This window comes from Streptosporangium sp. NPDC000563, from assembly GCF_040299985.1.
GTDB lineage: Bacteria > Actinomycetota > Actinomycetes > Streptosporangiales > Streptosporangiaceae > Streptosporangium.
Genome location: NZ_JBEPDA010000025.1, coordinates 42,536 through 67,270, shown reverse-complemented (window position 1 = coordinate 67,270; position 24,735 = coordinate 42,536). Strand labels below are relative to the sequence as shown.

General features: G+C 65.6%; 19 protein-coding genes. 11 read left to right on the top strand and 8 right to left on the bottom strand.

Features of this window, described 5'->3' with window-relative positions:
- Position 1 precedes the first annotated feature (1 nt).
- From ABT352_RS34720 to ABT352_RS34710, 3 genes are read left to right on the top strand one after another with little or no spacing between them, the layout of a single operon-like run.
- Positions 2 to 1,012 (top strand): zinc-dependent alcohol dehydrogenase, encoded by a 1,011-nt coding sequence (locus tag ABT352_RS34720; protein WP_350949252.1) that lies wholly within the window; start codon positions 2 to 4, stop codon positions 1,010 to 1,012.
- The gene (locus ABT352_RS34715) at positions 994 to 2,103 is read left to right on the top strand and encodes a Gfo/Idh/MocA family protein (protein WP_350949251.1); all 1,110 of its coding nucleotides are present in this window, start codon (positions 994 to 996) and stop codon (positions 2,101 to 2,103) included. The genes ABT352_RS34720 and ABT352_RS34715 overlap by 19 nt, the downstream gene beginning before the upstream one ends.
- Entirely contained in the window at positions 2,100 to 2,696 is a 597-nt protein-coding gene (locus ABT352_RS34710) for a DUF1349 domain-containing protein (RefSeq protein WP_350949250.1), read from the top strand. The genes ABT352_RS34715 and ABT352_RS34710 overlap by 4 nt, the downstream gene beginning before the upstream one ends.
- Positions 2,697 to 2,822: 126 nt before the next feature.
- Here ABT352_RS34710 and ABT352_RS34705 read toward each other — a convergent pair whose 3' ends face one another.
- Positions 2,823 to 3,083 (bottom strand): Txe/YoeB family addiction module toxin, encoded by a 261-nt coding sequence (locus tag ABT352_RS34705; protein ID WP_350949248.1) that lies wholly within the window; start codon positions 3,081 to 3,083, stop codon positions 2,823 to 2,825.
- The gene (locus ABT352_RS34700) at positions 3,080 to 3,346 is read right to left on the bottom strand and encodes a type II toxin-antitoxin system Phd/YefM family antitoxin (protein WP_350949247.1); all 267 of its coding nucleotides are present in this window, start codon (positions 3,344 to 3,346) and stop codon (positions 3,080 to 3,082) included. Before ABT352_RS34700 ends, ABT352_RS34705 begins: the two co-directional genes overlap by 4 nt.
- A gap of 89 nt (positions 3,347 to 3,435) precedes the next feature.
- Between ABT352_RS34700 and ABT352_RS34695 the strand changes: the two genes are divergently transcribed.
- From ABT352_RS34695 to ABT352_RS34685, 3 genes are all read left to right on the top strand, one after another.
- The gene (locus ABT352_RS34695) at positions 3,436 to 5,031 is read left to right on the top strand and encodes a CocE/NonD family hydrolase (RefSeq protein WP_350949246.1); all 1,596 of its coding nucleotides are present in this window, start codon (positions 3,436 to 3,438) and stop codon (positions 5,029 to 5,031) included.
- 492 nt (positions 5,032 to 5,523) lie between these two features.
- Positions 5,524 to 6,780 (top strand): pectate lyase, encoded by a 1,257-nt coding sequence (locus ABT352_RS34690; RefSeq protein WP_350949245.1) that lies wholly within the window; start codon positions 5,524 to 5,526, stop codon positions 6,778 to 6,780.
- A 294-nt stretch (positions 6,781 to 7,074) separates the two neighbouring features.
- Complete coding sequence (locus ABT352_RS34685) at positions 7,075 to 7,662, top strand: hypothetical protein (protein WP_350949244.1); 588 nt, start codon at positions 7,075 to 7,077, stop codon at positions 7,660 to 7,662.
- A gap of 188 nt (positions 7,663 to 7,850) precedes the next feature.
- Here the strand turns inward: ABT352_RS34685 and ABT352_RS34680 are convergent, their stop codons facing one another.
- Positions 7,851 to 8,192, bottom strand: coding sequence for a MiAMP1 family antimicrobial peptide (locus ABT352_RS34680; protein ID WP_350949243.1), 342 nt, complete (start codon positions 8,190 to 8,192; stop codon positions 7,851 to 7,853).
- A gap of 350 nt (positions 8,193 to 8,542) precedes the next feature.
- On the opposite strand from ABT352_RS34680, the gene metG reads away from it, so the two are divergent.
- A complete protein-coding gene (metG, locus tag ABT352_RS34675; protein ID WP_350949242.1) occupies positions 8,543 to 10,108 on the top strand; it encodes a methionine--tRNA ligase in 1,566 nt (521 codons plus the stop codon).
- Between the two features lie 167 nt (positions 10,109 to 10,275).
- On the opposite strand, the gene ABT352_RS34670 is transcribed toward metG, so the two are convergent.
- Positions 10,276 to 10,851 (bottom strand): DUF5919 domain-containing protein, encoded by a 576-nt coding sequence (locus ABT352_RS34670; RefSeq protein ID WP_350949241.1) that lies wholly within the window; start codon positions 10,849 to 10,851, stop codon positions 10,276 to 10,278.
- A 527-nt stretch (positions 10,852 to 11,378) separates the two neighbouring features.
- Between ABT352_RS34670 and ABT352_RS34665 the strand changes: the two genes are divergently transcribed.
- From ABT352_RS34665 to ABT352_RS34655, 3 genes are all read left to right on the top strand, one after another.
- Positions 11,379 to 11,717 carry a hypothetical protein gene (locus ABT352_RS34665; RefSeq protein ID WP_350949240.1) on the top strand — a complete coding sequence of 113 codons (339 nt, stop codon included), beginning with the start codon at positions 11,379 to 11,381 and terminating at the stop codon, positions 11,715 to 11,717.
- Entirely contained in the window at positions 11,714 to 12,001 is a 288-nt protein-coding gene (locus tag ABT352_RS34660; RefSeq protein ID WP_350949239.1) for a hypothetical protein, read from the top strand. Before ABT352_RS34665 ends, ABT352_RS34660 begins: the two co-directional genes overlap by 4 nt.
- 322 nt (positions 12,002 to 12,323) lie before the next feature.
- Positions 12,324 to 13,577 (top strand): IS110 family RNA-guided transposase, encoded by a 1,254-nt coding sequence (locus ABT352_RS34655; protein ID WP_350949238.1) that lies wholly within the window; start codon positions 12,324 to 12,326, stop codon positions 13,575 to 13,577.
- A 269-nt stretch (positions 13,578 to 13,846) separates the two neighbouring features.
- Here the strand turns inward: ABT352_RS34655 and ABT352_RS34650 are convergent, their stop codons facing one another.
- The 3 genes from ABT352_RS34650 to ABT352_RS34640 form a co-directional block, all read right to left on the bottom strand.
- Entirely contained in the window at positions 13,847 to 14,479 is a 633-nt protein-coding gene (locus ABT352_RS34650) for a type I restriction enzyme HsdR N-terminal domain-containing protein (RefSeq protein WP_051751445.1), read from the bottom strand.
- Positions 14,480 to 15,552: 1,073 nt separating this feature from the next.
- On the bottom strand, positions 15,553 to 15,828 hold the full coding sequence (locus tag ABT352_RS34645; RefSeq protein WP_350949237.1) for a hypothetical protein: 276 nt from the start codon (positions 15,826 to 15,828) through the stop codon (positions 15,553 to 15,555).
- Positions 15,829 to 15,915: 87 nt separating this feature from the next.
- Positions 15,916 to 16,566 (bottom strand): HAD family hydrolase, encoded by a 651-nt coding sequence (locus ABT352_RS34640; protein ID WP_350949236.1) that lies wholly within the window; start codon positions 16,564 to 16,566, stop codon positions 15,916 to 15,918.
- Positions 16,567 to 16,789: 223 nt separating this feature from the next.
- Here ABT352_RS34640 and ABT352_RS34635 point away from each other — a divergent pair, with 223 nt between their 5' ends.
- Positions 16,790 to 17,350: an SMI1/KNR4 family protein gene (locus ABT352_RS34635; protein ID WP_350949235.1), complete on the top strand. Its 561-nt coding sequence runs from the start codon at positions 16,790 to 16,792 to the stop codon at positions 17,348 to 17,350.
- A gap of 172 nt (positions 17,351 to 17,522) precedes the next feature.
- Here the strand turns inward: ABT352_RS34635 and ABT352_RS34630 are convergent, their stop codons facing one another.
- The gene (locus ABT352_RS34630) at positions 17,523 to 24,419 is read right to left on the bottom strand and encodes a DNRLRE domain-containing protein (protein ID WP_350949234.1); all 6,897 of its coding nucleotides are present in this window, start codon (positions 24,417 to 24,419) and stop codon (positions 17,523 to 17,525) included.
- Positions 24,420 to 24,735 lie beyond the last annotated feature (316 nt).

Here is a 24,735-nt window from a genome sequence, read left to right as displayed (position 1 = left end):
CGTGCGCCGGATCGAACTCGTCGGCCGACATCGCATCCGCCTGGACGGCGACGCGCCGGTCCCGCCCATCGGGCCGGGCGACGTGCTCGTCCGGGTGGGAGCCTGCACCGTCTGCAACCGCAGCGACCTGGCCTACTATCACTACTTCGGCCTGCGCGATCACTGCGCGACCGGTTGCTTCGGCCACGAGGTCGCCGGCACCGTCGAGGCCGTGGGGGAGCGGGTGACCCGCGTCGAGCCGGGGCGGCGGGTGTTCGTCCGCACCCCGCTCACCCCGGGTTTCGCCGAGTACGCGGCGGCGAGGGAGGTGAGCGTGGGTGTCCTTCCCGACGACGTGCCCTTCGAGCAGGGGGCGATCCTGCAACTGCTGCCCCTGGCCGTGCACGCGACCCGAGGGGTGCGGCTGGGCGATCGGGTGGCCATCGTGGGGCAGGGGCCGGTCGGGCTGATGGCCCTGCGGGTCGCACGGTTGCGCGGCGCGGCCGAGATCGCCGTCGCCGACCTGGACCCCTGGCGTCTGGAGCGCTCGGTGCTCCTCGGCGCGGACCGGACCTCGCTGGTGAAGTCACCGCAGGCCGTACCGGAGGAGCTGGGAGGGGAGTTCGACGTCGCCATCGAGGCGGTCGGCACCCCGCACACCGCCAACGCCTGCGTCGACCTGGTCCGGCAGAACGGTCTCGTCGTCTTCCTCGGCACCCACCACATCGACACCCACGTCACCTTCGACATGGTCAAGTGGGAGAAGAAGGGATTGCGGGTGCACAGCTCCGCCGAGCCGACCGACACCGCGAGGGCCGAGGCGATGCGAGTGGCCGAGCGGCTGGCCGCCACGTTCACCAAGGATCTGCGTCTCGACGCGATCCTCAGCGCCGTCTACCCACTGGAACGGCTTCAGGACGCCCTCGACCGCCTCTCCGAGAGTCCCACCCTTCATCCGGCGGGAAGCGCGGCGCCGTTCCAGACCCCGCCCCCGCAAACCCTGAAGATCGCCATATGTCCCGGCCAGGGCTGAGATGGGGGATCGCCGGATACGGCGACATCGTCCGCAGGAAGGCCCTTCCCGCCCTGCTCTCCCTGGAGGAGACCGTCACCTGCGTGTGGGGCAGGGACGCCACGCGGGCCCAGGCGATCTGTGAGGAGTTCGGAACCTCTCCCGGCGCCTTCGGCACGTCCGACTACACCGAACTGCTCGACGTGGCGGAGGTCGTCTACGTCGCCACACCGGTCGCGGCCCATCTGCCGCTCGCGATCGCGGCGGCGCGTGCGGGACTGCCGGTCCTGGTGGAGAAACCGCTCGGCGGGGCGGCGCCCGAGCCGGCCGCGGCCCACGTGGGAATCGACCGCCGGCACGGAACGGCGTCCGAGCCGGCCCCGGCTCGCGCGAGGGACACCTGCCGGCGCGGATCGCCATATGTCCCGGCCTGGACCCCCCCGGGGATCGCCCACCACCGTGAGATGGTGTCCGAACTGGCCGGCGCCCACGCGGGCGTCGCCTACTACCGCCGGCTCGCGCCCGCGCTCGGGTGGGTGCGCGAGATCCTGCGCGGGCGTGCCGTACACCGCGCGATCGTGGAGTTCTCCAGCCCTTTCGACCCGGGCCCCGACGATCCCAGGCTCTGGCGCACCGACCCCGCGCTCTCCGGCGGGGGAGTACTGGCCGATGTGGGCAGTCACCGTCTGGACCTGCTCTGCTGGCTGCTGGGAGAGCCGGTCGTGACCGCCGCGTGGACCGGGCGGCCCTTCGACCTGGGCGCCGAGCGCCTCGCCCGGATGGAACTGGCCTGGCCGTCGGGGACCACGGCCGGCCTGGAGGCGGCGTGGAGGCCCGGTGCCCGCCACGACCGGCTGCGCCTGTTCTTCGACGGCGGTCACCTGGAACTCGACCCCCTCGACTCGGGGACCGTGCGCGGCATCGTCGACGGGGTCGCCGTCGACGAGTTTCTTCCCCCGCCGCAGAACCCGCATCTCCCCCTCATGGCCGACTTCGCCCGTAGCGTCAGGAACGGGACCGATCCGGTCTGCACCGTCCGCGACGCCGACACCGTCGACCGTCTCATCGCGACCGTCTACGCGATCGCAACCCCTCTGGAGGAACACCCGTGAGCGAAACCGTCTCCCTGCCCGCCTTCCCCACGCCGCTGCGCTGGCTGAACCGGCCCGAGGACTGGAGCGCGGACGGTGACGCGCTCTCCATCGTCGCGGGGGCGGGGACCGACCTCTTCTCCGACCCCGGAGAGCCGAACCGCTACGCCAACGCCCCCGCCCTCGTCGGCCGCCTGGACGGCGACTTCACCCTCAGTGCGCGGGTCAGGCTCGACCTGCTTTCCACCTACGACGCGGCCGTCCTGCTGCTGTACGCCGACGACGACCGGTGGGCCAAGTTCTGCCTCGAACTCTCCCCGCAGGGCAAGCCCACGATCGTCTCGGTGGTCACCCGCGGGGTGTCCGACGACTGCAACTCCGTGACCATGGACGGCCGGGACATCCGGCTGCGGATCTCCCGCATCGGCTCCGCCTTCGCCTTCCACGTCGCCGACGAGTCCGGTTTCTGGAACCTCATCAGATACTTCGCGCTCGACGGTGACCCGGAGGTCGGCTTCCTCGCGCAGAGTCCCACCGGCGACGGCTGCACCGTACGCTTCGAGGACATCGAGTACTCGCCCAAGCGTCTGGCCGACCTGCGCGGCGGTGAGTGACCCGCCTTTCCCGGATGAGGGTTCAAGGGTTGCCCTGATGCGGGCAACCCTTGGAAAATCGCTGTGACCTGCCCCGATGGCTAGCCGTCGGGGCTGAAGCAGGACGCGGGGTTCGCCGGACGAACGCTACTTCTCGTAGTGATATCGACAGGCGGCGATCATGATGGTGTCGTCGTTGACGCGGTAGACGAGCCGGTGTTCCGAGGTGACGCGCCGTGACCAGTAGCCGGACCATTCGTACTTCAGCGGCTCTGGTTTGCCGATGCCCTCGTTCTCGTTCCGGGCTATGTCGGCGATCAACTGGTTGATCCTTTTGAGGATGCGTCGATCTTCTCGTTGCCAGTAGCAGTAGTCCTGCCAGGCGAGTTCGTCGAAAAGGATCTTCACGAGGTGGCGTCCTCATCCGCCAGCTCGCGGATGGTGCCGCCTCCGGCCTCCAACCGGGCGACCGCTTCCGACAGCCTTCTGCGGTTGACGGGAGAGGCCATCAGATAGAGCGTCTCGCGCATCGACTCGTATTCGCGCTGCGACACCATGACGACGCCTTCTCCGCCGGGGCGGGTGATGAGGACTTCTTCCTGGTCGTCGATGACGGCGTCGAGGGTGGCGGCGTAGTTGGCCCGCGATTCGGACATGGTCATCACCTTCATGTCGTCAGTGTACATGATGATGTACATCAAGGGGGATCAGCTCCCCGGTACGATCCCCGAAGCTCGACGGACGTCCCAAGGAACTCGTGATGCCGAAGCTGAACCGCCCTCCGCTCTCCATCGTCGGCGAGCACGACACCCCGATGCCGGTGCGCGACGGCACGATCCTGCGCGGCGACGTCTACCGCCCCGCCTCCGGCGGGCCCTTCCCCGCCCTGCTCGTCCGCACACCGTACGGCTCGGGCTCGTTCTCGACGGCACCGCAGATCCCCGCGCTGGAAGCCGGCTTCGCGGTGGTGCTCCAGCACTGCCGGGGACGCGGAAGCAGCGACGGGGAGTTCCGGCCGTGGCTGGACGAGGGCGACGACGGCTACGACACCGTCGGGTGGATCACCTCCCAGCCGTGGTCGAACGGCGAGGTCGTGGCCTTCGGGATGTCCTACCTCGCCGGATGCGCGCTCCAGGCCGCCGCGACCCGCCCGCCGGGGCTCAGGGCGGTGGTCGCCTCGATGACCCCGCACGACTTCTACGACGGGCTGAAGTATCACGGCGGGGCCTTCGCGCTCGGCTCGGCGCTGAACTGGGGACTGCTGCAGGAGATGCTCGGTCTGACGCATGCGATGGAGGCCGGCCAGGACGTGGGGGCGGGCTTCGGCACGCTCCTGCCCGTACTGGGCGACCAGGCCGCCGCCGCGCGAACGCTGCCGCTGCGCGACGTCCCCGCCGGGCCGTGGTGGAATGACTGGATCTCGCACCCGACCCGTGACGCCTACTGGGAAGGGCCGGCCGAGACCCTGCGGCACGACCGGATCGAGGTGCCCGTGATGCACGTCGCGGGCTGGTTCGACCTGTTCCTCGCCGGGACCCTGGAGAACCACCGGCGGCTGGGCGGCCCGCTGGTCATCGGCCCCTGGTCGCACGGTTCGGAGGCGACGGGTACCGGCCGCCTGGACTTCGGGTTCTCCGCCTCGGCGCAGGCGATCATGCTGCCGCAGCGGCAGCTGGACTTCCTCCGCGGCGAGGACGCCGGCCCGGCCGTGAAGATCTTCGTCATGGGCGACAACGTCTGGCGGGACGAGGAGGAGTGGCCGCTGTCTCGCGCGGTCGACACCCGCTATTACCTGCACACCGGCGGCCTGCTGTCCGCCGAGGCCCCCTCGGACCCCGCGCCGTCCACCTTCACCTTCGACCCCCGCGATCCCGTGCCCACGACCGGTGGCCCGCTCCTGCTCCCCGACGTGACGAACATCGGCCCTCAGGACCAGCGCGACGTCGAGCTTCGCCCCGACGTGCTCTGTTTCACGACCGAGGCGCTCGCCGCCGATGTCGAGGTGACCGGCCCTCTCTCCGTCACCCTGCACGCCGAGACCTCGGCGGTCTCCACCGACTGGACGGCCAAGCTCGTCGACGTCCACCCCGACGGCCGTGCCATGAGCGTGACCGACGGCATCGTCCGGACCTCCGTCGCCTCCGGGGTGCACGAGATCGACCTCGTCGCGACCAGCCAGGTCTTCAAGACCGGCCACCGCATCCGCGTCGAGATCTCCAGCTCCAACTTCCCCCGCTTCGACCGCAACCCCGGCACCGGCCGGACCTCCGCCGACTCCACCGAGGCCGACCTGGTCGTCCAGCACCAGACCGTCTTCCCCGGCTCCTCCATCACCCTCCCGATCGTCCCCCGGTAACGGACCCGCACCGATACCTGTCGTACCTGCCGCCATCGGATCCGAGCGGGCCCGGAGGAAACCCGGTCACCGTCGACGCCCGCCGGTGACGATGTCTCCGGACTCCTTCGAGGGCGAGAACCCAAGCGCGGTGAGCGACCCACCCCTCCCGAAATGAAAGTTTCAGGGTCGTCCCGAGGTGGGCGGCCCTCGGAAAATCGCGGTGACCTGCCCCGATGACGAGTCGTCGGGGCCTTTCGCCCATCAGGGCTTCTCATCCTCGTCCACCGTGTGCTTCACTCCAAACGCATGTGGGAAAGCGCTTACCAATAGAAGATGGGCGACCTTCTCCATGCTGTCCGGCGGGCGTGCCCGCCGGCGAAGGGAGCTTGACGAGGACGGTGACGATCAGGGCGTCCGGGCCGCCGCAGGTGTGGCCGTCGAGAAGATCGCCCCTGACGCGCTTCGACCCCGCCAAGCGCTCACACCCCCCCGACCGAACTGGAGATGACGATGCGCAAGGACCGAAGACTCGCGGTCATGCTGGCCGCCGCCCTCGTGACGGGCAGCGGGCTGGTGACCGTGCTCTCCACCCCGGCCTCGGCGGCCCCCTCCAACGGCAACTACACGCTCGCCAACGCGGGCAGCGGCCTGTGCGCCGCCGTACCGGGGCAGAGCACCGGCGACGGCGTGCAACTGGCCCAGAACGCGTGCACCAACGCCGCCGGACAGGTCTTCACGCTCACCTCCTCGGGCGGCGGATACCAGATCAAGGCGACGCACAGCGGCAAGTGCCTCGGCGTGCGGGACGCCTCCACCAGCGCCGGCAAGGCGGTCCAGCAGGAGTCCTGCACCGGGGCCGCGTCGCAGACCTGGCAGCTCACCGCCTCCGGGTCCAACTACCGGGTGGTCAACGCCAACGGCGGCAAGTGCCTCAACGTCCAGGACAACTCCACCTCCTCCGGCGCCCTGCTGCAGCAGAACTCCTGCGACTCGGTGGCCACCAAACAGTGGACGTTCCGGACCGCCGGCGGCACGCCGCCGCCGAACCCCACCCCGACTCCGACCCCGACCTCGCCGCCCCCGGGAAACGGTGACGGCAGCGGCTCGTGGCCCTCGGACACCGGCAGCGTGCACCAGACCACCACCCGCAACGCCGGCACGTTCTTCGACGGCGGCATGAAGCGCTACTACGGCATCGGCGACGGAGGCCAGAGCGAGAGCCAGGACCCGATGTTCGTCGTCGCCAACGGCGGCACGATCCAGAACGTCATCCTTGACGCCCCGGCCGGTGACGGCATCCACTGCGAGGGCTCCTGCACCATCCGCAACGTGTGGTGGAACGACGTCGGCGAGGACGCCGCGACGTTCAAGTCCTCCAGTTCCTCGGCCACCTACCTGGTGGACGGCGGCGGCGCCAAGTCCGGCGCCGACAAGGTCTTCCAGCACAACGGCGCCGGCACGCTCACGATCAGGAACTTCCAGGTGCACAGCTCCGGCAAGCTGTACCGGGCCTGCGGCAACTGCTCCTCCTCCTACACGCGCCACGTGGTGATGGACGGCATCACCGCCCGCTCCACGAAGGTGCTGGCCGGGATCAACTCCAACTGGGGCGACACCGCGCGCTTCAGCCGGATCACCGTCTACGGCAACACCACCATCTGCGAGCGCTACAAGGGCGTGCCGAAGGGCAGCGAGCCCAGCAAGATCGGCGAGGGACCCGACGGCACGCACTGCCTGTACTCGGAGTCCAACATCACCCGCCGCTAGAACCTCCGGGTAGGCGGGTCCTCACACACCCGCCTACCCGGGCTTTTCGGAAGACGACCGCCTCCGGCGCCCAGGACAGGCGCCGGTCCTGACCTGGGCGTACGGTGTCACGACCGTCCACCGTCCTGAGTCGTTGTGACCCGGTCTTGGCGGTCCTGCGCATCTTCTCCAAGGTGTACGGGCCGGCGGGGCTCCCCGGGAGGGCTTCCGCCGGCGTGAAATCCAGTTGAGCCCGTACACCCCATCGGTAGGGTTAAAACGTCGATGGACGCGGTCTATGTGCATGGAGAAGCGATGCGGCCGGCGGTGGGTGACCCGCTGAGGATCTGTCCGGCCTGTGACTGCTGGGAATACGGTGGCGCCCCGGACTGCGCACGTTGCGCCGCACTCGTGGACGACATCGTCGAGGAAGGCTGGCAGGAGTTCCTGCGCACGGAAATCGGCCCCATCTCTCCCGCCGAGGCGATGGCCGTCGGAGAAATGGTCGTCGATGAGCCGGACCGGCACGACTGGCGGGTGGTCGATGCCGCGCTCGACAAAATGGTGTGCCCGAAGTGTCATGGGGTCCTGAGCCGCGGGCCGGTCGGCTGCGACCCCTGTGACCTCGCCCATGGTTTCCGTTACGCGGCGATCGAGACCGACCGGCCGGGGGTGCCCCGGTTGAACGAGCACGCGGTCCGCGTGAACGTCTCGGTCCTGCGCCGCCCCCACGCCGTCTCCGGTCCCGAACTGCTGGCCCGTCGCCTGTTCCTGCCGATGCTGCTCGTGGGCGTCCTGCCGACGACGCACGAAGCCCAGAACTTCAGCGCGCGGGTCAAGCAAGGCGCCGGTTACCGGGAGATGATGCCGGAGGTGCTCGCCATCATGGAGTCGGCCAGGTAACCGGTAGCCCCGGCGGGATCGTTGGACGAGGAGAAAGTGGACCTACCCTGCAGCGGGCCGTGGCCGCTTCCCGGCTGAATGAGGCGGTCTGAGGAGGCGGGCGGCGAGACACGGGGAAGACACGGGAAGACACAGGCGCGTGGCCGGAAGCCGGAGAGGCTCCGGCTTCCGGCCACGTCTTCCGGGCGTCAGCACACGATGAAGATGCTCTTCCAGCCGACGGGCGTCCTCAGCTCCGCGTTGCGGTTGGACGCCAATTCGAAGTGCATCACCCCTTGTGTGTCGGGCTGGTTGTACATCCGGCCGCTCTGGCCGTCGCCGTACCACTTGTAGGACCCGTGGAAGGGGATGTTGGACGGGCCGCACCGGTCGATGACCACCGACCGGCCGGTGAAGCCCGGCCCTTCGTAGGCCACGTACTGCGAGGCGTAGGCGGCGCTGCCCATGACCACGACCAGGGCGGCGGAGATGACGGGGACGAGGGCGATTCGCTTCACGACGATCCTCTCGACGATCTCGATTCTCTGCAATGAGTAATGAGACTATCACTCAGAGTGAAAGAGGTGGTCGGTGCATGGTCCGGATCACCTGCCGGAGGTATCGCCGAGGCCATGAGGTGGGCCGCGCGGCGTGTCGCGATTCCCGGCGGCTCGTCGCGGGGGCACCTGATCCCTCCTCGCGCTGAGGCCGTTCGCCGTAAAACTGGCGGCTCGTGCCAAGGGGCGGGTGTTAACCTGACCGCATGAACACGTCCGGACGCCAGGTGATGATGCCCCGCTCACGGGGCCGCTGACGCCGCACGGACGTTCGTTTCCGAGGCCCTGTCACGGGGCCTCGGCGCGTTTCACCGGCCGGAGCCCCCGTTCTTTCGGAGGTTCCGATGACCACACCGCACATCTACGTCACCACCACCATCCCCTACGTCAACGCCCGCCCCCACCTGGGGTTCGCGCTGGAGCTCGTGCAGGCCGACGTGCTCGCCCGGTTCCGCAGGACACAGGGCGAGCAGGTGCGGTTCCAGACCGGCACCGACGACAACTCGTTGAAGAACGTGCTGGCCGCCGAGGCGGCCGGTGTTCCCGTCCAGGAGTTCGTCGACCGTAACGCCGAGGCGTTCGTCGCGCTGCGCGAGCCGCTGGCACTCACGGTCGACGACGTCGTCCGTACCAGCCGCGACCCCCGCCACCGGAGTGGCGTGGAGAGGCTCTGGCGGGCCTGCGCCGATGCCGGTGACCTCTACCGTAAGCACTACGAGGGTCTTTACTGCGTCGGCTGCGAGCAGTTCTACACCCCCGCCGAGCTCACCGGCGGACGATGTCCGGAACACGGTGTCGAGCCCCAGCGGGTGGCCGAGGAGAACTGGTTCTTCCGCCTGTCGCGCTACGCGGACCGGCTCCACGACCTCGTCGCCGACGGACGCCTGAGGATCGAGCCCGCGGAGCGTCGCAACGAGGTCCTCGGCTTCATCGCCGGTGGCCTGGAGGACCTCTCGGTCTCCCGGTCGACCGCCCGTGCCCGGGGGTGGGGAATCCCGGTTCCCGGGGACCCCGGCCAGGTCGTCTACGTGTGGTGGGACGCGCTCGGCAACTACATCACGGCCCTGGACTACGGCACCGGCGGTGAGAACCACGGCCGCTGGTGGGTCGGCGCCGACCGCCGGATCCACCTGGTCGGCAAGGGAGTGTTGCGCTTCCACGCCGTCTACTGGCCGGCGATGCTGCTGTCGGCCGGGCAGCCGCCGCCCACGGACGTGGTGGTACACGACTACCTCACCGCCGGTGGCCGCAAGATCAGTAAATCCGGTGGGGGCACGGCCGATCCGATCGCCCTGGCAGGAGAGTACGGCACCGACGCCGTCCGCTGGTGGTTGTTGCGCGAGGTGCCGCGCGTCGGGGACGCCGACTTCACGGTCGACCGGCTCGTCGCCCGCGCCAACGACGAGCTCGCCAACGGGCTGGGCAACCTCGTCAACCGGGTCGTCGCCATGGTCCACCGCTACCGCGACGGGCACGTTCCCCTCGCCGGGACCGGGACCGGGACCGAGACAGGTGGTGGGATCGGCGCGCCGGGAGGGGAGGCCCTGGAGGCGGCCTGCCGCCAGGCGCCCGGTCTCGTCCGCTCGGCCCTGGACGACTTCGCGTTCCGCCGGGCCACCGCGCCGGTCTGGGCCATTGTCGACGAGGCCAATCGCTATGTCGACCTCACCCGGCCCTGGGAACTGGCCCGGGCAGAACGCGACGGTGACCTCGGCGCCGCGGCCCGGCTCGACGCCGTCCTCGCCACGCTCGTCCGGGCGTGCGAGAGGTTGGCCGATCAGCTGGCGCCGTTCCTGCCGGGTACGGCCGCCCGGATCGCCGCGCAGTGCACGGCCGGGGAGGGGGGCCTTCCCGAGCCGCGCCCGCTCTTCCGGCGGCTCACCGTCCCGGAGCCGGAACCCCTGCCCTGACGCGCACCGCGAACGAGGGCCGGGTTCCGCGCTCCGGCGCGGGGTGTGAGAGGGGCCGTGCCCCGATCCGCGCCGGGTGCGACGCGGACGGGGCCGTGTCCCGGCCCTCACCGCGACGCAGCGGCGATCGGAAACGCTCCCGTCCGGGGGCGTTGTCACCCGGTTGGTCACCCAGAACTGGCGCTCCCCGCAGGCTTGCGTGGCTCCTCTGCCCAGACGTTCCTCCCATTACTCCACAACTCGGAGGCGTGGTAGCCGAACCGGTCGAACAGGCCGTCGTCCTGGTAGCGGCGCAGATGCATCATCGGCGAGTCGTGGCCGACGAGTTTGGCCAGGTGGGGGGTCACGAGCATCTCCGAATCGAAGCGGAAGACGCTCATCGCGATGTGCTCGTCTCCGAACCTGGCCTCGATGCCGGGCACGTCCCGAACCTGCTCGATCTCCGAGAGGGTGATCCGGATGCGGGTGGAAACCGTCAACGGAACGCTCTCCACCTCCTCCCGGCGGCGGGTGACCTCACTGTCCGGATCACCGATCAGGAACCGGATCTTGCACCCTTGCTCGGCCTTGCGCTTGAGGACCTTGGCGAGGTTGGGGTGTTCCAGCCACAGGAAGTAGTTGGTGTACCCGGCGAAGACGATCTCGTTGCGGGCCGAGGTGATCAGGTTGCGCCAGATCGACTTGGGGCACGCCGACCGATAGGGGTAAACGGTCAGAACCTCTCGATCCGGGCCGGTTTTCACGGTGTTACGGATAGCCTCTGGCCACAACACGGACGTATCAACTCCTAATGCCTCGGCGGCGGCCAACTGGTGCCGGAGGTGCGGGACTCGTGCCTCATCCTGTAACCAGCGTTCCACCGTTTTAACGTCCACCTCGCAGCGGTCTGCCAGATTCTGGTTGCTCAGCTTCGCATCGAGCATGGCGCGGCGTAAGGGGACGTTGGCCACGGTGCACCTCGGGGAGTGAGGACGTCAAGGACGTTTTCGACTCTAACTTTGAAACGTCCTGGACGTCTCTGGAACGCGGTGGGTTCGTCACTCAAATGGAACGACGCTTACTCCATGTCAACACCCGTGATTCTGGAAGACCTCCAGGCAGCATTTCCCGGATGGTGTATTTGGCGTAGTTCTGCGGGTCGTTTGTGGGCCACCCGGAATGGCCGACACCTCACCGACGAAGAGATAAATCGTGGCATTTACCGGACAATCGACGCCGACGACGTCACCGAACTCGCCCAGCAGCTCCGCGACCAGGAAGGGCTGGAGTCGTGAGCGCCCTCGGCGGCAAAGGGCCGGCTCAACGATGCCCGGCGGCCCTGGCTGCTGAGCGCCTGCGGATCGGCCTCGAACACTGCGGCGTCTCGGCCGACGTCCACGAGGGCCACGGCGTCGCCCTGGTCTCCGTCTGGGCCGATCTCCTGGTCTGGACGGACGGGCGCGCCTACCGCTGGTGGACGGGGAAGACCTCGGTGAAGACGGGGCGCCGCCTGTATCGGGTCTACGGCGTGGACAACCCCATCACCGTCGCCCACTACGTCGCCCAGCGGTACGAAGAGCTCCTCAAAGCGGCCTACCGGTGCGGAGGCGTCGCGGAGCGCACGTCGTGATTCTGCTCGACGAGTGCCTGAGCCCACATGTGGCAATGCCGCAGCGAGATCATCTCCGGCTGGACTGGCAACAGCCCTACCCAGCACTTGAGCGGGCGCGCTCGGTGGCCTGGACCTGTTGGTGCCGTGCCACGGTCTACGAACTGTACGAAGGCGCCGGTCGGGCGTTCGTCCGGCGAACCATCCAACTCGACAGCGGCCACCAGGTCCAAGAGACCTTTTCCTGGCCGATCAATGAGGCTCGGGCGATCTGGACGGCGTTGCTGTCCGGAAGAGCCCGGTGAGACGGGCGTGGCGGCGCGGGATCTGGAGGGACCCGTGTCGCCACGCCTCAGCAAACAGAAATACGACCTTCCGCTTTTCAGTCTTTGATGTGGCTGTGCACGCCCTGCGGGCATGAAAATCGGGGGTGGTTGCCCGCCGACGTCGAGTCCGCCTGGTGCCTGGTCGAGGCCGGTTTTCAGTCTGACGCCGGGAGCCGCCCAAGGGGCCCTGAACTGTCGCTTCGAGCACGAGAGCCCGGCTCTTGATCCTTCCCCTACCGGCTCCCCGGGCAACCACCTTGCCCACGATGGAGGAGACGAGGGACACCTGTGCAGGAAAGTGATGAGCCACTGGAACTGGTGGAGCGAGTCGCGGCGATCGACATCGGCAAGGAGCGGCCTGGTGGTGTGCGTGCGCGTCCCCCATGACGACAAGCCCGCACGGCGCCGCCAGGAGGTACGCGAGTACACCACGCTGACCGCCTCCCTGTTCGCCCTGGCCGACTGGCTGCGCTGCCAAGCCGTCACGCTGGTGGCGATGGAGGCCACCTCCGACTACTGGAAGCCGGTCTACTACCTGCTGGAAGCCGAGGGATTCACCTGCTGGCTGCTGAACGCCAAACACGTCAAGAACGTCCCCGGCCGCCCGAAAACCGACAAGCTGGACGCGGTCTGGCTGGCCAAGGTCGTCGAACGAGGCATGTGCCGGCCCAGCCTGGTCCACCCCAAACCGATCCGCCAGCTACGGGACCTGACCCGCTATCGGCGCAGCCTGGTGCGCGAGCGCACCCGCGAAAAACAGCGCGTGGAAAAGCTGCTGGAAGACGCCCAGATCAAGCTGTCCAGCGTGATCAGTGACATCTTCGGCGTCTCCGGCCGCGAGATGCTGGCCGCACTGATCGGCGGACAACGCGATCCCAAGGTGTTGGCCGCGATGGCGCGCGGTCCGATGCGCTCGAAGATTCCTCTGCTGCAAGAAGCGCTCACCGGTCACTTCACCGATGAGCACGGCTTCTTATGCCAGATGATGACCGATCGAGTCGATGACCTCACCGCCCGGATCGAGGCCGTCTCCCGCCGGATCGAGGACAAGATCGCCCCGTATGCCGCCGCGGTGGCTCAACTCGACGAGATCATCGGTGTCGGCACCATCGCCGCCCAGGAACTCATCGCCGAGATCGGTATCGACATGAGCCGCTTCCCCACCGCCGGCCACCTGGCCTCCTGGGCCAAGTTCGCGCCCATCGACAACGCCTCCGCCGGCAAGAAGAAGGGCGGCTCCACCGGGAAGGGCAATCCCTGGCTCGGCGCCACCCTCGGCGAGATCGTCGCGGTCACCTCTCGCTCCAGTACCTTCCTGGGCGAGCGCTACCGGCGACTGTCCAGACGCCGCGGACGAAAACGCGCCATCGTCGCCGTCGGCAACTCCCTCCTCACCATCGTCTGGCATCTGCTGTCCGACCCTGAGGCCCGCTACCGCGACCTGGGCCCCGACTTCTACCAATCCCGTATCGCCACCAGACGCCGCGAACACGACCTCGTCCGCCAGCTCGAACGCCTCACCGGCAAAACCGTCACCCTGCAACCAACCGCCTGACCCCAACCCGCCCCCACAAAACCCTGACCCGACATCACCGGCCAGGGCTCGCTGCCGCCTGCCCGCTAACGCACCGATTTTCGAGCCAGGCGGACCAATCACGCTGGTGGGGTAGCGGAGACCGTGGTCAGAGGGTGGTGGACGGTGGCCGAGGTGTGGCCGTGTGTGGGGACGTTGCTGTCAGCGCTGCTGTCACCTGAACAGGCGACAGTCGGTGAGCGTCCCAAACAGGCCAAGCCATTCGGGACGCTCATTCGAGGCACCCGCGATTAGGGCAAGATCTCCGCTCGCAGCACTTCGTCACGCAAGGCACGGTGAACCTCAGCAGAGTCGGCGTTGTAGCTCGTCTGGCGTCGAAGCTCCTTGCGCACCGCATCAACCACGACTTCCGACAGAAGCACCTGCGCCAAAGACTTCGGCGACGTCGCGGCGCGCGCCCTCCACAGGTCATCCATCAACCGGCGCTTGAACGACTCCTTGGTCAGGTAGAAGAGCCCATCAACCTTGGTCGCCAAGCTGGCGTCTCCAAGAAGGTCGACCTCAAGAGCGAGATCGATGACCACGGGAAGGCCGGCGGTCATGTGGTACGCCTGCCAGACTTGTCCGTTGGACAGGATCATCCACTCAACACCCTCGTTGACGGCGTACATCTGCACCTGGCGCAGGTGCTTGGTGTTGAGCTTCTGGCTGCACCGCTTCACCTCGATGAAGGCGACCAACTGCTTGTCGATGCGAATGCCATAATCAGCGAACTCACCCTTGACCTGGTACTCAGTGGTGAGATCCTCGTACTTGTCGTAGCCCAGCCCTTCGCACAGGAAATCTGTGATCAGAAGCCGCGTGTCTCCTTCGTTGGCATCACGGGCCACCAGATCAGCCAGCGGCTTGGAGTAGCGGCGCACGGCCGTTCGGACTCGGTCTCGCGCGTCGGTCTCGCGCGTCGGTCTCCCACTTGGGAACTGCCCGCCCAGCGGGAGGCTTCTTGCCGCCGGAGCTGTCGGTCTTTTTCGCGGTACCGGGAGGGGCGGAGACCTGCTCTTCACCGACGATCACCTGTGCCGACTGCTCACTCATGCGCTCACCTGCAGGTCTAGTAGGGACAAGCAGGTTATTCATCCAAGATAGATCAACTCATCCCGCAATTTTCAATCGATACACAAACGAATCCTTCCGCTACGCAGCGAATCCCTAAACATGAACAACGTCTCGAAACGGACAGAAGTGGCATTTAGGCTTAAATTATACTAAATGCTCACCTCGTCTACACACTAGTTAGACATTACGGAACGCCCAAAAAGCATATTTTGTCCTATCTAGTAGCGATCACCGATGCCCCAAAAGGAGGTGCCAGGTCCCGCACCGTCACGTCTTCCGTTTCTTAGAATCTCCGCCCCCTCGCGCAAGAAACGCTTTGGGGCGCCTCCACTTGCCAAAATCCCTCCCGAATGGGCACACTAGTCGAGCCGAAAGGAGGTATGATCAGATGGGAAATGGATACGGCACTTGCATTTACTGCCAAAATAACCAGCACGAGACGTGCAATGAAAACCGATGCTCCTGCGCCGACCGCAACCATGTGTGATTTATGGCAAGTTCCCCGATCCGTGCCGGACCAGGGAAATTGCTATCAAAGATGTAAGCCGGAGTGACATACTGAGCCTTCTTAAGGCGTCATTTCCTGACGCGGTATCCGGGACAGCGATAGGCCGAAGATCGCACGCAGCAGGGCATTTGTGCTTTCAAGCCCCGAATGTTCCGGACGGTTGCCATCTCTCTGCGGCTTACACCTCTTCATTACGAGTTAGAACACGACCGTCCAGGACCGTCCACGGCTGTCTTCCAGGCCTGGTAGGGCGGGCTCTACGGGGTCCCTCGCTCCATGGTCGTCCAGGTCCGTCCAGACCTGTTGTTAGCACCGGCGTTAGCAAGATCACCAGTCGTTGGAATCGTAGGGCCCGGGAGCGTGGGCGCTGTTTCAGATCGCCTCATCAGGCTCGTCGGCTCCGAGCTGGCGCTGGCGGTTGACGTACTCGTGGGTGCCAGGGGTGTTGGCTCTGGCGCGCATGAGATTGCCTTGCTTCGTCCGGAATTCTTGCTCCTCCTGGGTGACCTTCGACGGTCGACCCTCTTTCTCGGCCGCGGCTCGCTTGGCGTCGATTTCCCCTTGCTTTCGGCGGACCCGAAGCTCATTGGCGCTCGGCTTCGCGGGATTAGGCTTGGCGGGCTGGTGCCGCTTCTGAGACTTCCCCATACCCGTCATCGTGAAGAGACTGCAGTCCAGTGACGAGCCTTCGTCAGGCGCTTGTGGCGCATCGGTGAGCCGGTTTGAACCGCTTGGTCACCCGCTCTTCAGCAGGATCTTCATCACCTGGAGCACGTCAGTGACGACATGATCAGCGTTGTGACCGTGGTCGGGCCACGTGCCTCGGTCGACCCAGATCGTACACAGACCGGCTGCGCGTCCTCCGTCGATATCAGCAACGAGGTGGTCACCGACCATCCATCCCCCATCGACGAGAACCGCACCACAGCGCTTGGCCGCGACCTTGAACAGATCGATGTCGGGCTTACGGATGCCGTCGAGTCCTGAGAGCGCGCAGGCGTCGACGGCCTCGGCCAGTCCCGTTCGCTGGATCTTGCCGAGTTGGTTGTCCGCGGTGCCGTTGGTGACGATCGCTACCTTCCAGCCCGACGCGCGGAGCCGAGACAGCCCGTCCATCACCTCGGGTCGACAGCGAACGAGGTACGGCATGCGCTGACGGTAGCGGCTCCATAGTTCGTCAACCGGTTCCGGTAGGGCGAAGTGCTCGCGGACCTTGGTGAAGAAGACTTCACGGTGCGGGTAGCCGGCCCGATCAAGAGCGATCAGCCAATCAACCGCTTCACGGTCTAAACCGTGTTCCTCGGCGAACCCCCTGGCCCATACATGGAACGCCTCGTCCAGGTTGACGAGCGTATTGTCCAGGTCGAAGAGCGCGAGCCGCTGCACGGCACCCCACCTTAGGAGGAAACGTCTGGTCCTGAGACACCCGCATTAAGAGAGCGGCACTTTTGCGATTCGGCGTGTTGGGTGACCTGCAGGGATGCCGAGCAATGATAGAGTCATTCCTTGATCATCTCACACATGTCCCACACCTGGAGATCATCGGGGGCAGCCCTGGCTTTGTGCCTGCGCACGCAGCAGCCACTCGAAACGGGATATCTTCCTCCTCATGAGTGCCCAGTACGCATGGTCTGAACGCTTCCCTGCAAGACATCCGGTAACCGATAGTTCCGATCTCCCGGCGATCAGTCCACTCGGCGATCTGTACCCCCCCGCTACCGAGTCAGAGATCCGCCAGCTTGAACAGAGGCTAGGCGTGGAGCTGCCGCCGAGCTACCGGCAGTTTCTCCTGTTCGCGGGCGGTTGGGGCAGCGACGATGACTGCTGCCTGCTGCGTGTCGAAGAAGTCGGTTGGCTCCGTGATGTTGATTCTTCGAGGGTCGAGATCTGGTCAGCACCCAAGCGAGAGAACTCATGGAGCGTGCCCGACGAGCTCTATTTCGTCTACGGGCCGGGACAGGACTCCATCCATTACAGAGGGGAGTATGTGCCCGACACCCTTCTGGTTGGATATTGGGGTGACGGAGTGGCTCTCCTCAATCCTCATGTCAGTACCTCTGAAGGTGAATGGGAAGCCTGGTATCTCGAACCAGGACTGCCCGGCGCCAACCGTTACAGGTCCTTCTGGGATCTCGCAATGGACGAGCTGCAAATGCGATATACGCGTTGATATCCCTTTCATTGTTGCAGTCGTTATCCGCGTTCTGCATAATTCATACTTACTAGAGCCAAAGTAACCCTTGATTGGTTGTGGCCGATCAAAGGTTACATGGAAAGATTTAATGCCTGGGTGTCGGATTTGATATCAACTTCAAATCCGACACCCAGTGGTGCGTCGACTACTATTCGATCATCACCCAGAAAGAGTTCTCATTGCCGACTCTGAATTGGGCGTAGAATCTACCTAGAGCATTGCCTTGAGCCTGATTATCCTCTGCTTTGATTGCGCGAATCGAGAAGTCCCAGTCGGTGCTTGCAGCCCCCTCCAGCGTGGTTTTGAACGGGTACTCGTCGCAGTTCAGGTCGTTGAATTTTCTCTGGGCGAGATATTTCTCCCATTGGTAGTACTTGCAATAATTATTGCCGTAGTTTTCTGGCCATTGATAGTCTTTCTCGTCACCGCGGTCGGCAATGAAAGCACGTCCCGCAAAGACTAGATTGTTCGATTTCTGTCTGAGCACGCTGGTGGTCCTGTGCAGCGGTTCGCCTGCATCGCTCCCCACGGGGGCCGCCCAGTTACCCGGGATGCGCTTAGGCTTCTCAGTACCGAGAACAACCCTGCTCGGCGGATTCGGAACCTCGTACTCCCCTTCACGTTTAGGCGGGTTGGTATTCTTGTTCGTTACGGGATTGAGGGCGTCCTTGATGTGCTGGGCTGTCTCCGGGAATTCGGTGCCGCTTCTCGTGGACATGACGAATACGCGTTTCGACCTGGTGTTGATGCAGCCACCAACGCGATCTTCGACCTGCGGATCACCCGCGCCGAAAGCGAGGCTGTCGCAGCGGAAGTGAGGCATCCATCGCTTCCAGCCCGTAGGCACCCCATCACCCTGGCGTGCGACGCCGACCCACTTACCGTTGATGTCAATGACCTTTTGGCTGAAGAGGGGCAGGCGCAACCACTCCGCCCCAAGGTCGGTGTAAAGCACGACCTCGGGATGGAACGAACAGGTGACTACGCCCGGATTGTCAATGGTCGTTCGAATGTTGAAGGTATCGAACGAACTGGATTGCCAGGTGGAAATATCCTTCTTCTTTTCTCTGTCGCTAGTAGTGCAGCCCTCGTCTGTGAAAGGAGGATCCGGAATATGCAACCTTGTTGTGAGGGGTAGATTCCTCAATTGGTTCCCGGGCTTGAGTATGCGCCCGTCTTCGCCGATAAGTGCGAAATCGTCAAGCTGGATGAACATTTTCATGTCCGTTGGCTTGATGCCGGTTCCGGCTCCGTCCACTACACCGGTCCCAGTTGCGTTTCCGAGATAGCTGTTGATGACTACTGTGGCCCGGAAGCGAAGGGCGAGGTCTTCATCAAACGGCTCGTCCAACTGATTGCAGGCCCATTTGATGATCGGGTTCTGTTTCTCGAATAAGAATTTGCAGCCGGCTTTCACCCATCTGCCGGTCGATTCGTCCTCTACATAGTCGTTTACTTGAAGGTAGGAGGACCAGCAAGAGTTGTACGGCAATTCGCGGATTCGTGCATCATACTCGCCATGCCCGGTTTCACTCCCGCTGACCTGGCATGTTTGCAGATTGATGCGCTCGTAATCAAAGTCGCCGGTCGCAGCCGCGGCCTGAGTAGACGCGGTCTTCTGCGGTGCGGGCACAGCCACAGGCATCGGAGCCGGGGCCATCACACTGGCGACCTCATAAGCGCTAAAGGGACGTTGGTAGATTCGCACCTCGTCGATGCTCCCTGCCATTGCCGCGCCGATCCGTAGCGGGGCCTGGGCGTTCCAGGTGGGGAAGGACAACTGCGCGGTCCCGGCCTGTGTACCGTTCAGATACAAGGTGGCCGTACGGGTGTCCGCGTCGTACACACCCGCCAAGTGGAACCATTCATCTACAGGCGGCTCGATCCCAGACAGCACGCCCTCCACCGTCGCACCGGCAGCGTCGGCGCTGGTGAAGGTGAACACCAGACCACGATCGGCAGTGTTGCCGAATCGGAAGGGCGCCTGATGAGTGCCCTTCTGCTCAAGGACGGTGTAGACGCCGTCCTTGTCGCTCCAGCGCAGCCAGGTGGCGGCGGTGAAGCTCTGGTCTGTGCGGATCACCGGTTCGGTGGTCTGGGCTAAGGGCTCCTCGCCCGGCTGGATGACATTGACGGTGATTTGCTGCCAGTCCGACCAGGCCGAGGAGGCATCATCGGTGACTGCGCGCAGGCGCCAGCGCACTTTCCACCCGTCGGCCAGTTCGCCTGCCGGGACGGTGATCCTGGCCTGGGTGCCGGAGGCTACGTTGTCGAGGTTGCCGGCCCAGATCTGGCCGGTGCCCTGCCCGGCAGGAGCGGCTGGGTCGTGCTCGATCTCGGCCTCGGCGCGCAGTGCCTGGCCGGTTGGGTGGGTGAGGGTGGCCTGCAGCGTGGGGGTGAGCTTGGTGCTCACCGTCACACCGTCCACCACCTTGGATGGGGTGATGGTCAGGTCGGTCACGGTGGGCTTGGGCAGGACGACAGTCAACGACTGCCAGTCCGACCAGGCGGAGGCGGCGGTGGCGGAGACCACGCGGGCGCGCCAACGTACTTTCCACCCGTCGGCCAGTTCGCCTGCCGGGACGGTGATGCTCGCCTGGGTGCCAGCTGGGACGTTGTCGGCGCTTCCGGTCCAGATCTGGCCGGTGCCCTGCCCGGCAGGAGCGGCTGGGTCGTGCTCGATCTCGGCCTCGGCCCGCAATGGCTTGCCGGCTGGGTCGCTCACCTGGGCCAGCAGTGCCGGGGTGCGAGTGTGAGTGACGGTGGTGCCGTCTACCTGTTGGGATGGGGTGACTTGAAGAGCGCTTACTGCCGGTTCGGAGACCGGATCGGGGACGTCGACGGTCAGGGACTGCCAGTCCGACCATGGTGAACCGATCGTGGTGGCGGTGTTGATCGCCCGCGTCCGCCAGCGCACCTTCCATCCGTCGGTCAGTTTCCCCCCGGGGACGGTGATGCTGGCCTGGGTGCCGGAGGCTACGTTGTCGAGGTTGCCGGCCCAGATCTGGCCAGTGCCCTGCCCGGTGGCGGTGGGATCGTGTTCGAGTTCGACCTCGGCGCGCAGCGGCTGGGCGGCTGGGTCAGTGACCGTGCTACGCAGGGTCGGGGTCACACTTGTGGTCACGATGACGCCGTTGTTCACCTGTGAGGGGGTGACCTGGAAGGCGCCGACCGTCGGGTTGGGTACGTCCACGGTCGCCGTCTGCCAGGCCGACCACGCGGACGTGGTGGAGGCCGCGGTATTGGCCGCGCGGGCCCGCCAGCGCACCTTCCAGCCGTCGGCCAGCTTGGCGGCTGGGACGGTGACGGTGGCCGAGCTGCCGGAGGCCACCGCGGGCGAGGTGCCGGCCCAGATCTGGCCGGTGCCCTGGCCGGTGGCGGTGGGGTCGTGTTCGATCTCGAACTGGCCGGTCAGGGTGCCGCCGACGGTGTCGGAGACGGTGGCCGCCAGTTGGGGGGTGAGGGAGGTGACCGTCGTGATGCCACCTGAGTTCTGGGCCGGGGTGACGCTCAGGGCGCCGACGGCCGGGGTGGAGGCCGGGCCGGTGGTGGTGACGGTCAGCTTCGGCGGGCTGTTGAACTCGAAGGTGTCCTCTGAGGCGGGAAACACCCGGAAGTTGCTGACGTTGTTCTCGGTCGGCGACTGCAGCACCAGGCCATGGTTGGCCGCGCCGCCGGCCCAATCCTGAGCGATGGCGGTGACCGGCCACTCCAGCGCGGTGGGATCGGCGCAAGCCGAGTCGTAACCCGCCCTGTTGGTCTGGGCGTCCTCGGTGGTGGAGGTCGGCTTGTTGGCCCAGTGCAGGTTATTCTCATCCCACGCACTGGTCAGTCGACGCACCTGGATACCCGCGCCGACCGTGCTCCCGCACCCCTGGGCGGCGATGTTCAGCAACGACAGCTTGGCGTCGCTCACCGTGGCCCCGGTCAGAGCGGGGGTGTCGAAGCGCAGGTGTACCCGGTACTTCAGGTTGCCGGTCTGAGTACCGGCCATCATGACGGTGCTGGTCGGGTCGGCCGGCCAGTCGGCGTCGTTGGTGGAGGAGACCTCCACGTCGTAGTTGAACGGCAACGTGGTCGTCGGATCCACCCGCACCGGATACTTCGTGGCCGGGTCGGACAGGAAGGCGTGATCGGGCTTGAGCACCAGCTCGGTCCGGCCGCCCGTGGTCACCACATCGGTAGTGATCTTCACGTGCCTGGTCTGCGGAAGACGGCCTGTGGTCAGGCGAGCTCCGGCGGAGGAGTCCCACATCACCGGCTGCGGCGCCGAGGCGACGAGCTTGTCGCCCCTACTCTTGTCCGTATCGGTCGTACCGGTCTTGGTGTCGGTGAGCAGCAGGCGTCCCCCCTTGCCCTCGGATAGGGTCAGACCCTCGGTCTGCACGCCGATGCGTATCTCCAGCGGTTTGGCGGGCCGCTCACGCAGCACCACGTCATGTCGGAACCCGGTCGGCAGTACGGTGACTACCAGGTCGGCACCCTTGCCGGCTGCGTCGGTGTAAGTGGCGACACTGCTCTTGACGGCCGGCTTGGGCAGTGGCGTCGGCCAGGTCAGTGCGTACCGCCGCCCGTCTGCGGTCATGTTCACGAAAGCGCCCGTGCCACCGGTGGAGACCTTTACGTTGGCCTCGGCATCGATCGCCTTGGGTACGAGCGCCCCCCCTTGCTCGGCAAGTGAGGTGTCAATCGGCACCCACACACCGTCCTGCCGGGTCCGCACCGGCCCCGCGGCAATCTCCGTTTTGAACGTCTTTCCATCCGGTTGGGCGTAAGTGATGCTGGTCGCGGTCGTCTCGTCGGCAACTTCGACGGCCTTGCTCTGCTTGGCGGCCGCCTGGGAGGCGGCGATCCGCGCTTGTGACGGCACGTTGGAGACCGCGTTCCCGCTCTTGCCAGCGATCCAAGCCGCCGTCTCGTTCAGGCTCGCGTCGTGATCATTGCCCGACGAGTCCGCAGCCGTGGCGCCGTTTCCCTCGTCGAACTTCCAGTGGCCTGCGGCCTGCTGCAGCGTGGTGAAGGACCAGGTGTGGGGAATCATCGCGTTCTCCCACATATCAATCGCTTCCGACACCGTGGCGGCGTACGTCGTACCGGGGTGGAACGGCTGCACAGGAGTAAAAGTTGCGATCTTCTTAGTGTCGTCCAGCGTGGTGGTGCCCTGGATCTGGACGCCTTGCATGCTCTTTACCACGAACTGTGGATCGAAGATCTCCTCAGAGAACGTCACCCGCACCTGAGAGCCTAGGGAGACATCAGTGGCGTCGCCGGCCGGCTCTGTCACTAGCACCCGAGGCGGTGTCGTGTCCTCCCCCTCTGGATTGGTGGTGTCGTCGCTGTCGCCGGGATAAGGCAGCGCGGGGGAAAGTTTGTCGGTTCCGATCAAGGAGCCTTCACCATCCCGCTGCTCTTCGTTTGCAGCGATCAGCTCATCGCTCAGCGAGTCGATCGGATCATCAAGTCCCGGCACGTAGACAGATTTGGTGAGCGCTTCCTCATATTCAGGAATCGAGGTGAGTGGCTCCCGCGAGGTGGTAACCACCGTCTCCTGGCGGGGTGGTGTGGGTGGTGTCGGTAATTCGACGTCGACGGTCAGGATGGGCGGGTGGAGTTGGAATTTGCAGTCTTCCAATGGCTTAGTCCTGCAGCCGCCGGCGTCCTCGGAAGCGTAGCGTCGCCAGTTTCGCAACTCGGATTCGTTGCCCGCGGTGAGCTGGATGCCGTAGTTGGTGGAACCGTCGATCCACTCCTGGACAATGCCGTTGAGTGAGTGGGTCAGGTTCCAAGCGTAGTTGCAGTCTTCGCTGTAGGCGCCGTACTCGGTGTCCGCGCCCGTACCGGTGACAGACGGCTGGCTGCTCCAACGCAGCAGCATGTCATCCCAGTCGGATGTGATTTGCCGCGCGGTGATGCCGGAACCGACCGATATGCCGCAGGTGTTGGACAGGTGGTTCCATAGGTGCAGGTCGGCGTTTTGCACCGTGCTGCCCGCGAACTCGGCGGGGATGTTGGGGAACTTGAGGTAACCGCGCCAGCGCTTGGCGGTGCTGCTGGCGTAGGACTTGCCGACCACGATCTCGGAATCAGCGAAGGTGTCCCAGCTGTCCGTGAGGTCGACATCATTGATGTAGGCGTCCATGCCACCGCCGGTGTGGCCTTCGTACCAGTCATCCGCCGCAGCGGTCATCGTCACGGGGTAGGTCGTCGCCGCGTCGGCCAGGAACGCGGCGTCCGGCGTGAAGACCAGGGTCTTGCCGTCTTCGGCGAGGGTGATGGCGGCCTTGCCGATTTTGCCCGTATCGAGCGGAGCGCTCGCATCGGCGGCCTTAGCGTCCCGCAGCAGTGTCGGTCGCACCTCGGTCAGCGTCTTGCCATCCTTGCCCACGATAGTGGGCTGGCCAGCGGCGCTCTTTCCGAAGGACATCCCCTTGGGCAAGTCGAACGGAACTCGGAAGGAGACCGGGCCGGTGGGCCGTTCGGCGATGGTGATCTGCTGCTGGAACCCAGTCGCGTTCGCGGTCACCACCAGGTCGCGGCCCTTGCCGTAGGCGTCGGGGTAGGTGGCGGTGTTGCCCTTCAGTGTGGGCTTGGGCAGTTTACCGTCAGGGGCTTCGATCTCGGTGGTGTCCTGAGCGGTCTTGCTCTTCAGCAGGACGGTGTCCGCGCCCGCCGACAGGGTCAGGTCGCCCATGGTGGCCTTGGGTTTGATGACGCCGTCTTGCTGCACCAGTGTGGTGTCGATCGGGGTGAAGCCCTCGCCGTTGGCCTTCTTGACGCGCACCGGCTCGGTGGACAACTCCACGCGTACAGTCTTGCCATCGGGGTTGGCGTAGTACGTGGCGCTCTCCGAGCGCAGCGACTCGATCTCGACGCGCCGGTTGTCCTTCTTGGACTGCGCCAGCGCTTTGCCGACGGGGGTGGTCGGAGTAGTGGGGTTGCTTGGCGGCGATGTTGCAGGGGTGGGGGTGGGGGTGGGGGGTGACGTGAGGTCCTGGGCGATCGCGGGCGCGCTCATCAGCGAGAGCGGCAGCGTCAGAGCCGTCATCAGGGCAGCGCGACGGCGCGTACGAGCAGACAAGCCCGACGCTAATCGTGATGTGTTCACTCCAGCCTTTCGAACAGATGTATCAAAACTGAATGATCATCACATGCGTCGTGGGTTTATGTAAAGATCTTTTTCGGTGACGGGAAGGTAGGTTTCCGTGTGTACGGATTTGTCGAGCCCGTCTCACTACTGGCGCCATGGCGGACCGCCAGCGTGTAGGAGGAAGCCATGGCAAGGCTGCACGAGCAGGAGCAGTGGTGAGGGGGGCGATCCCGCACCACGTGTTGAGGTCATCGACATCAGTGGGTGTGCGGTG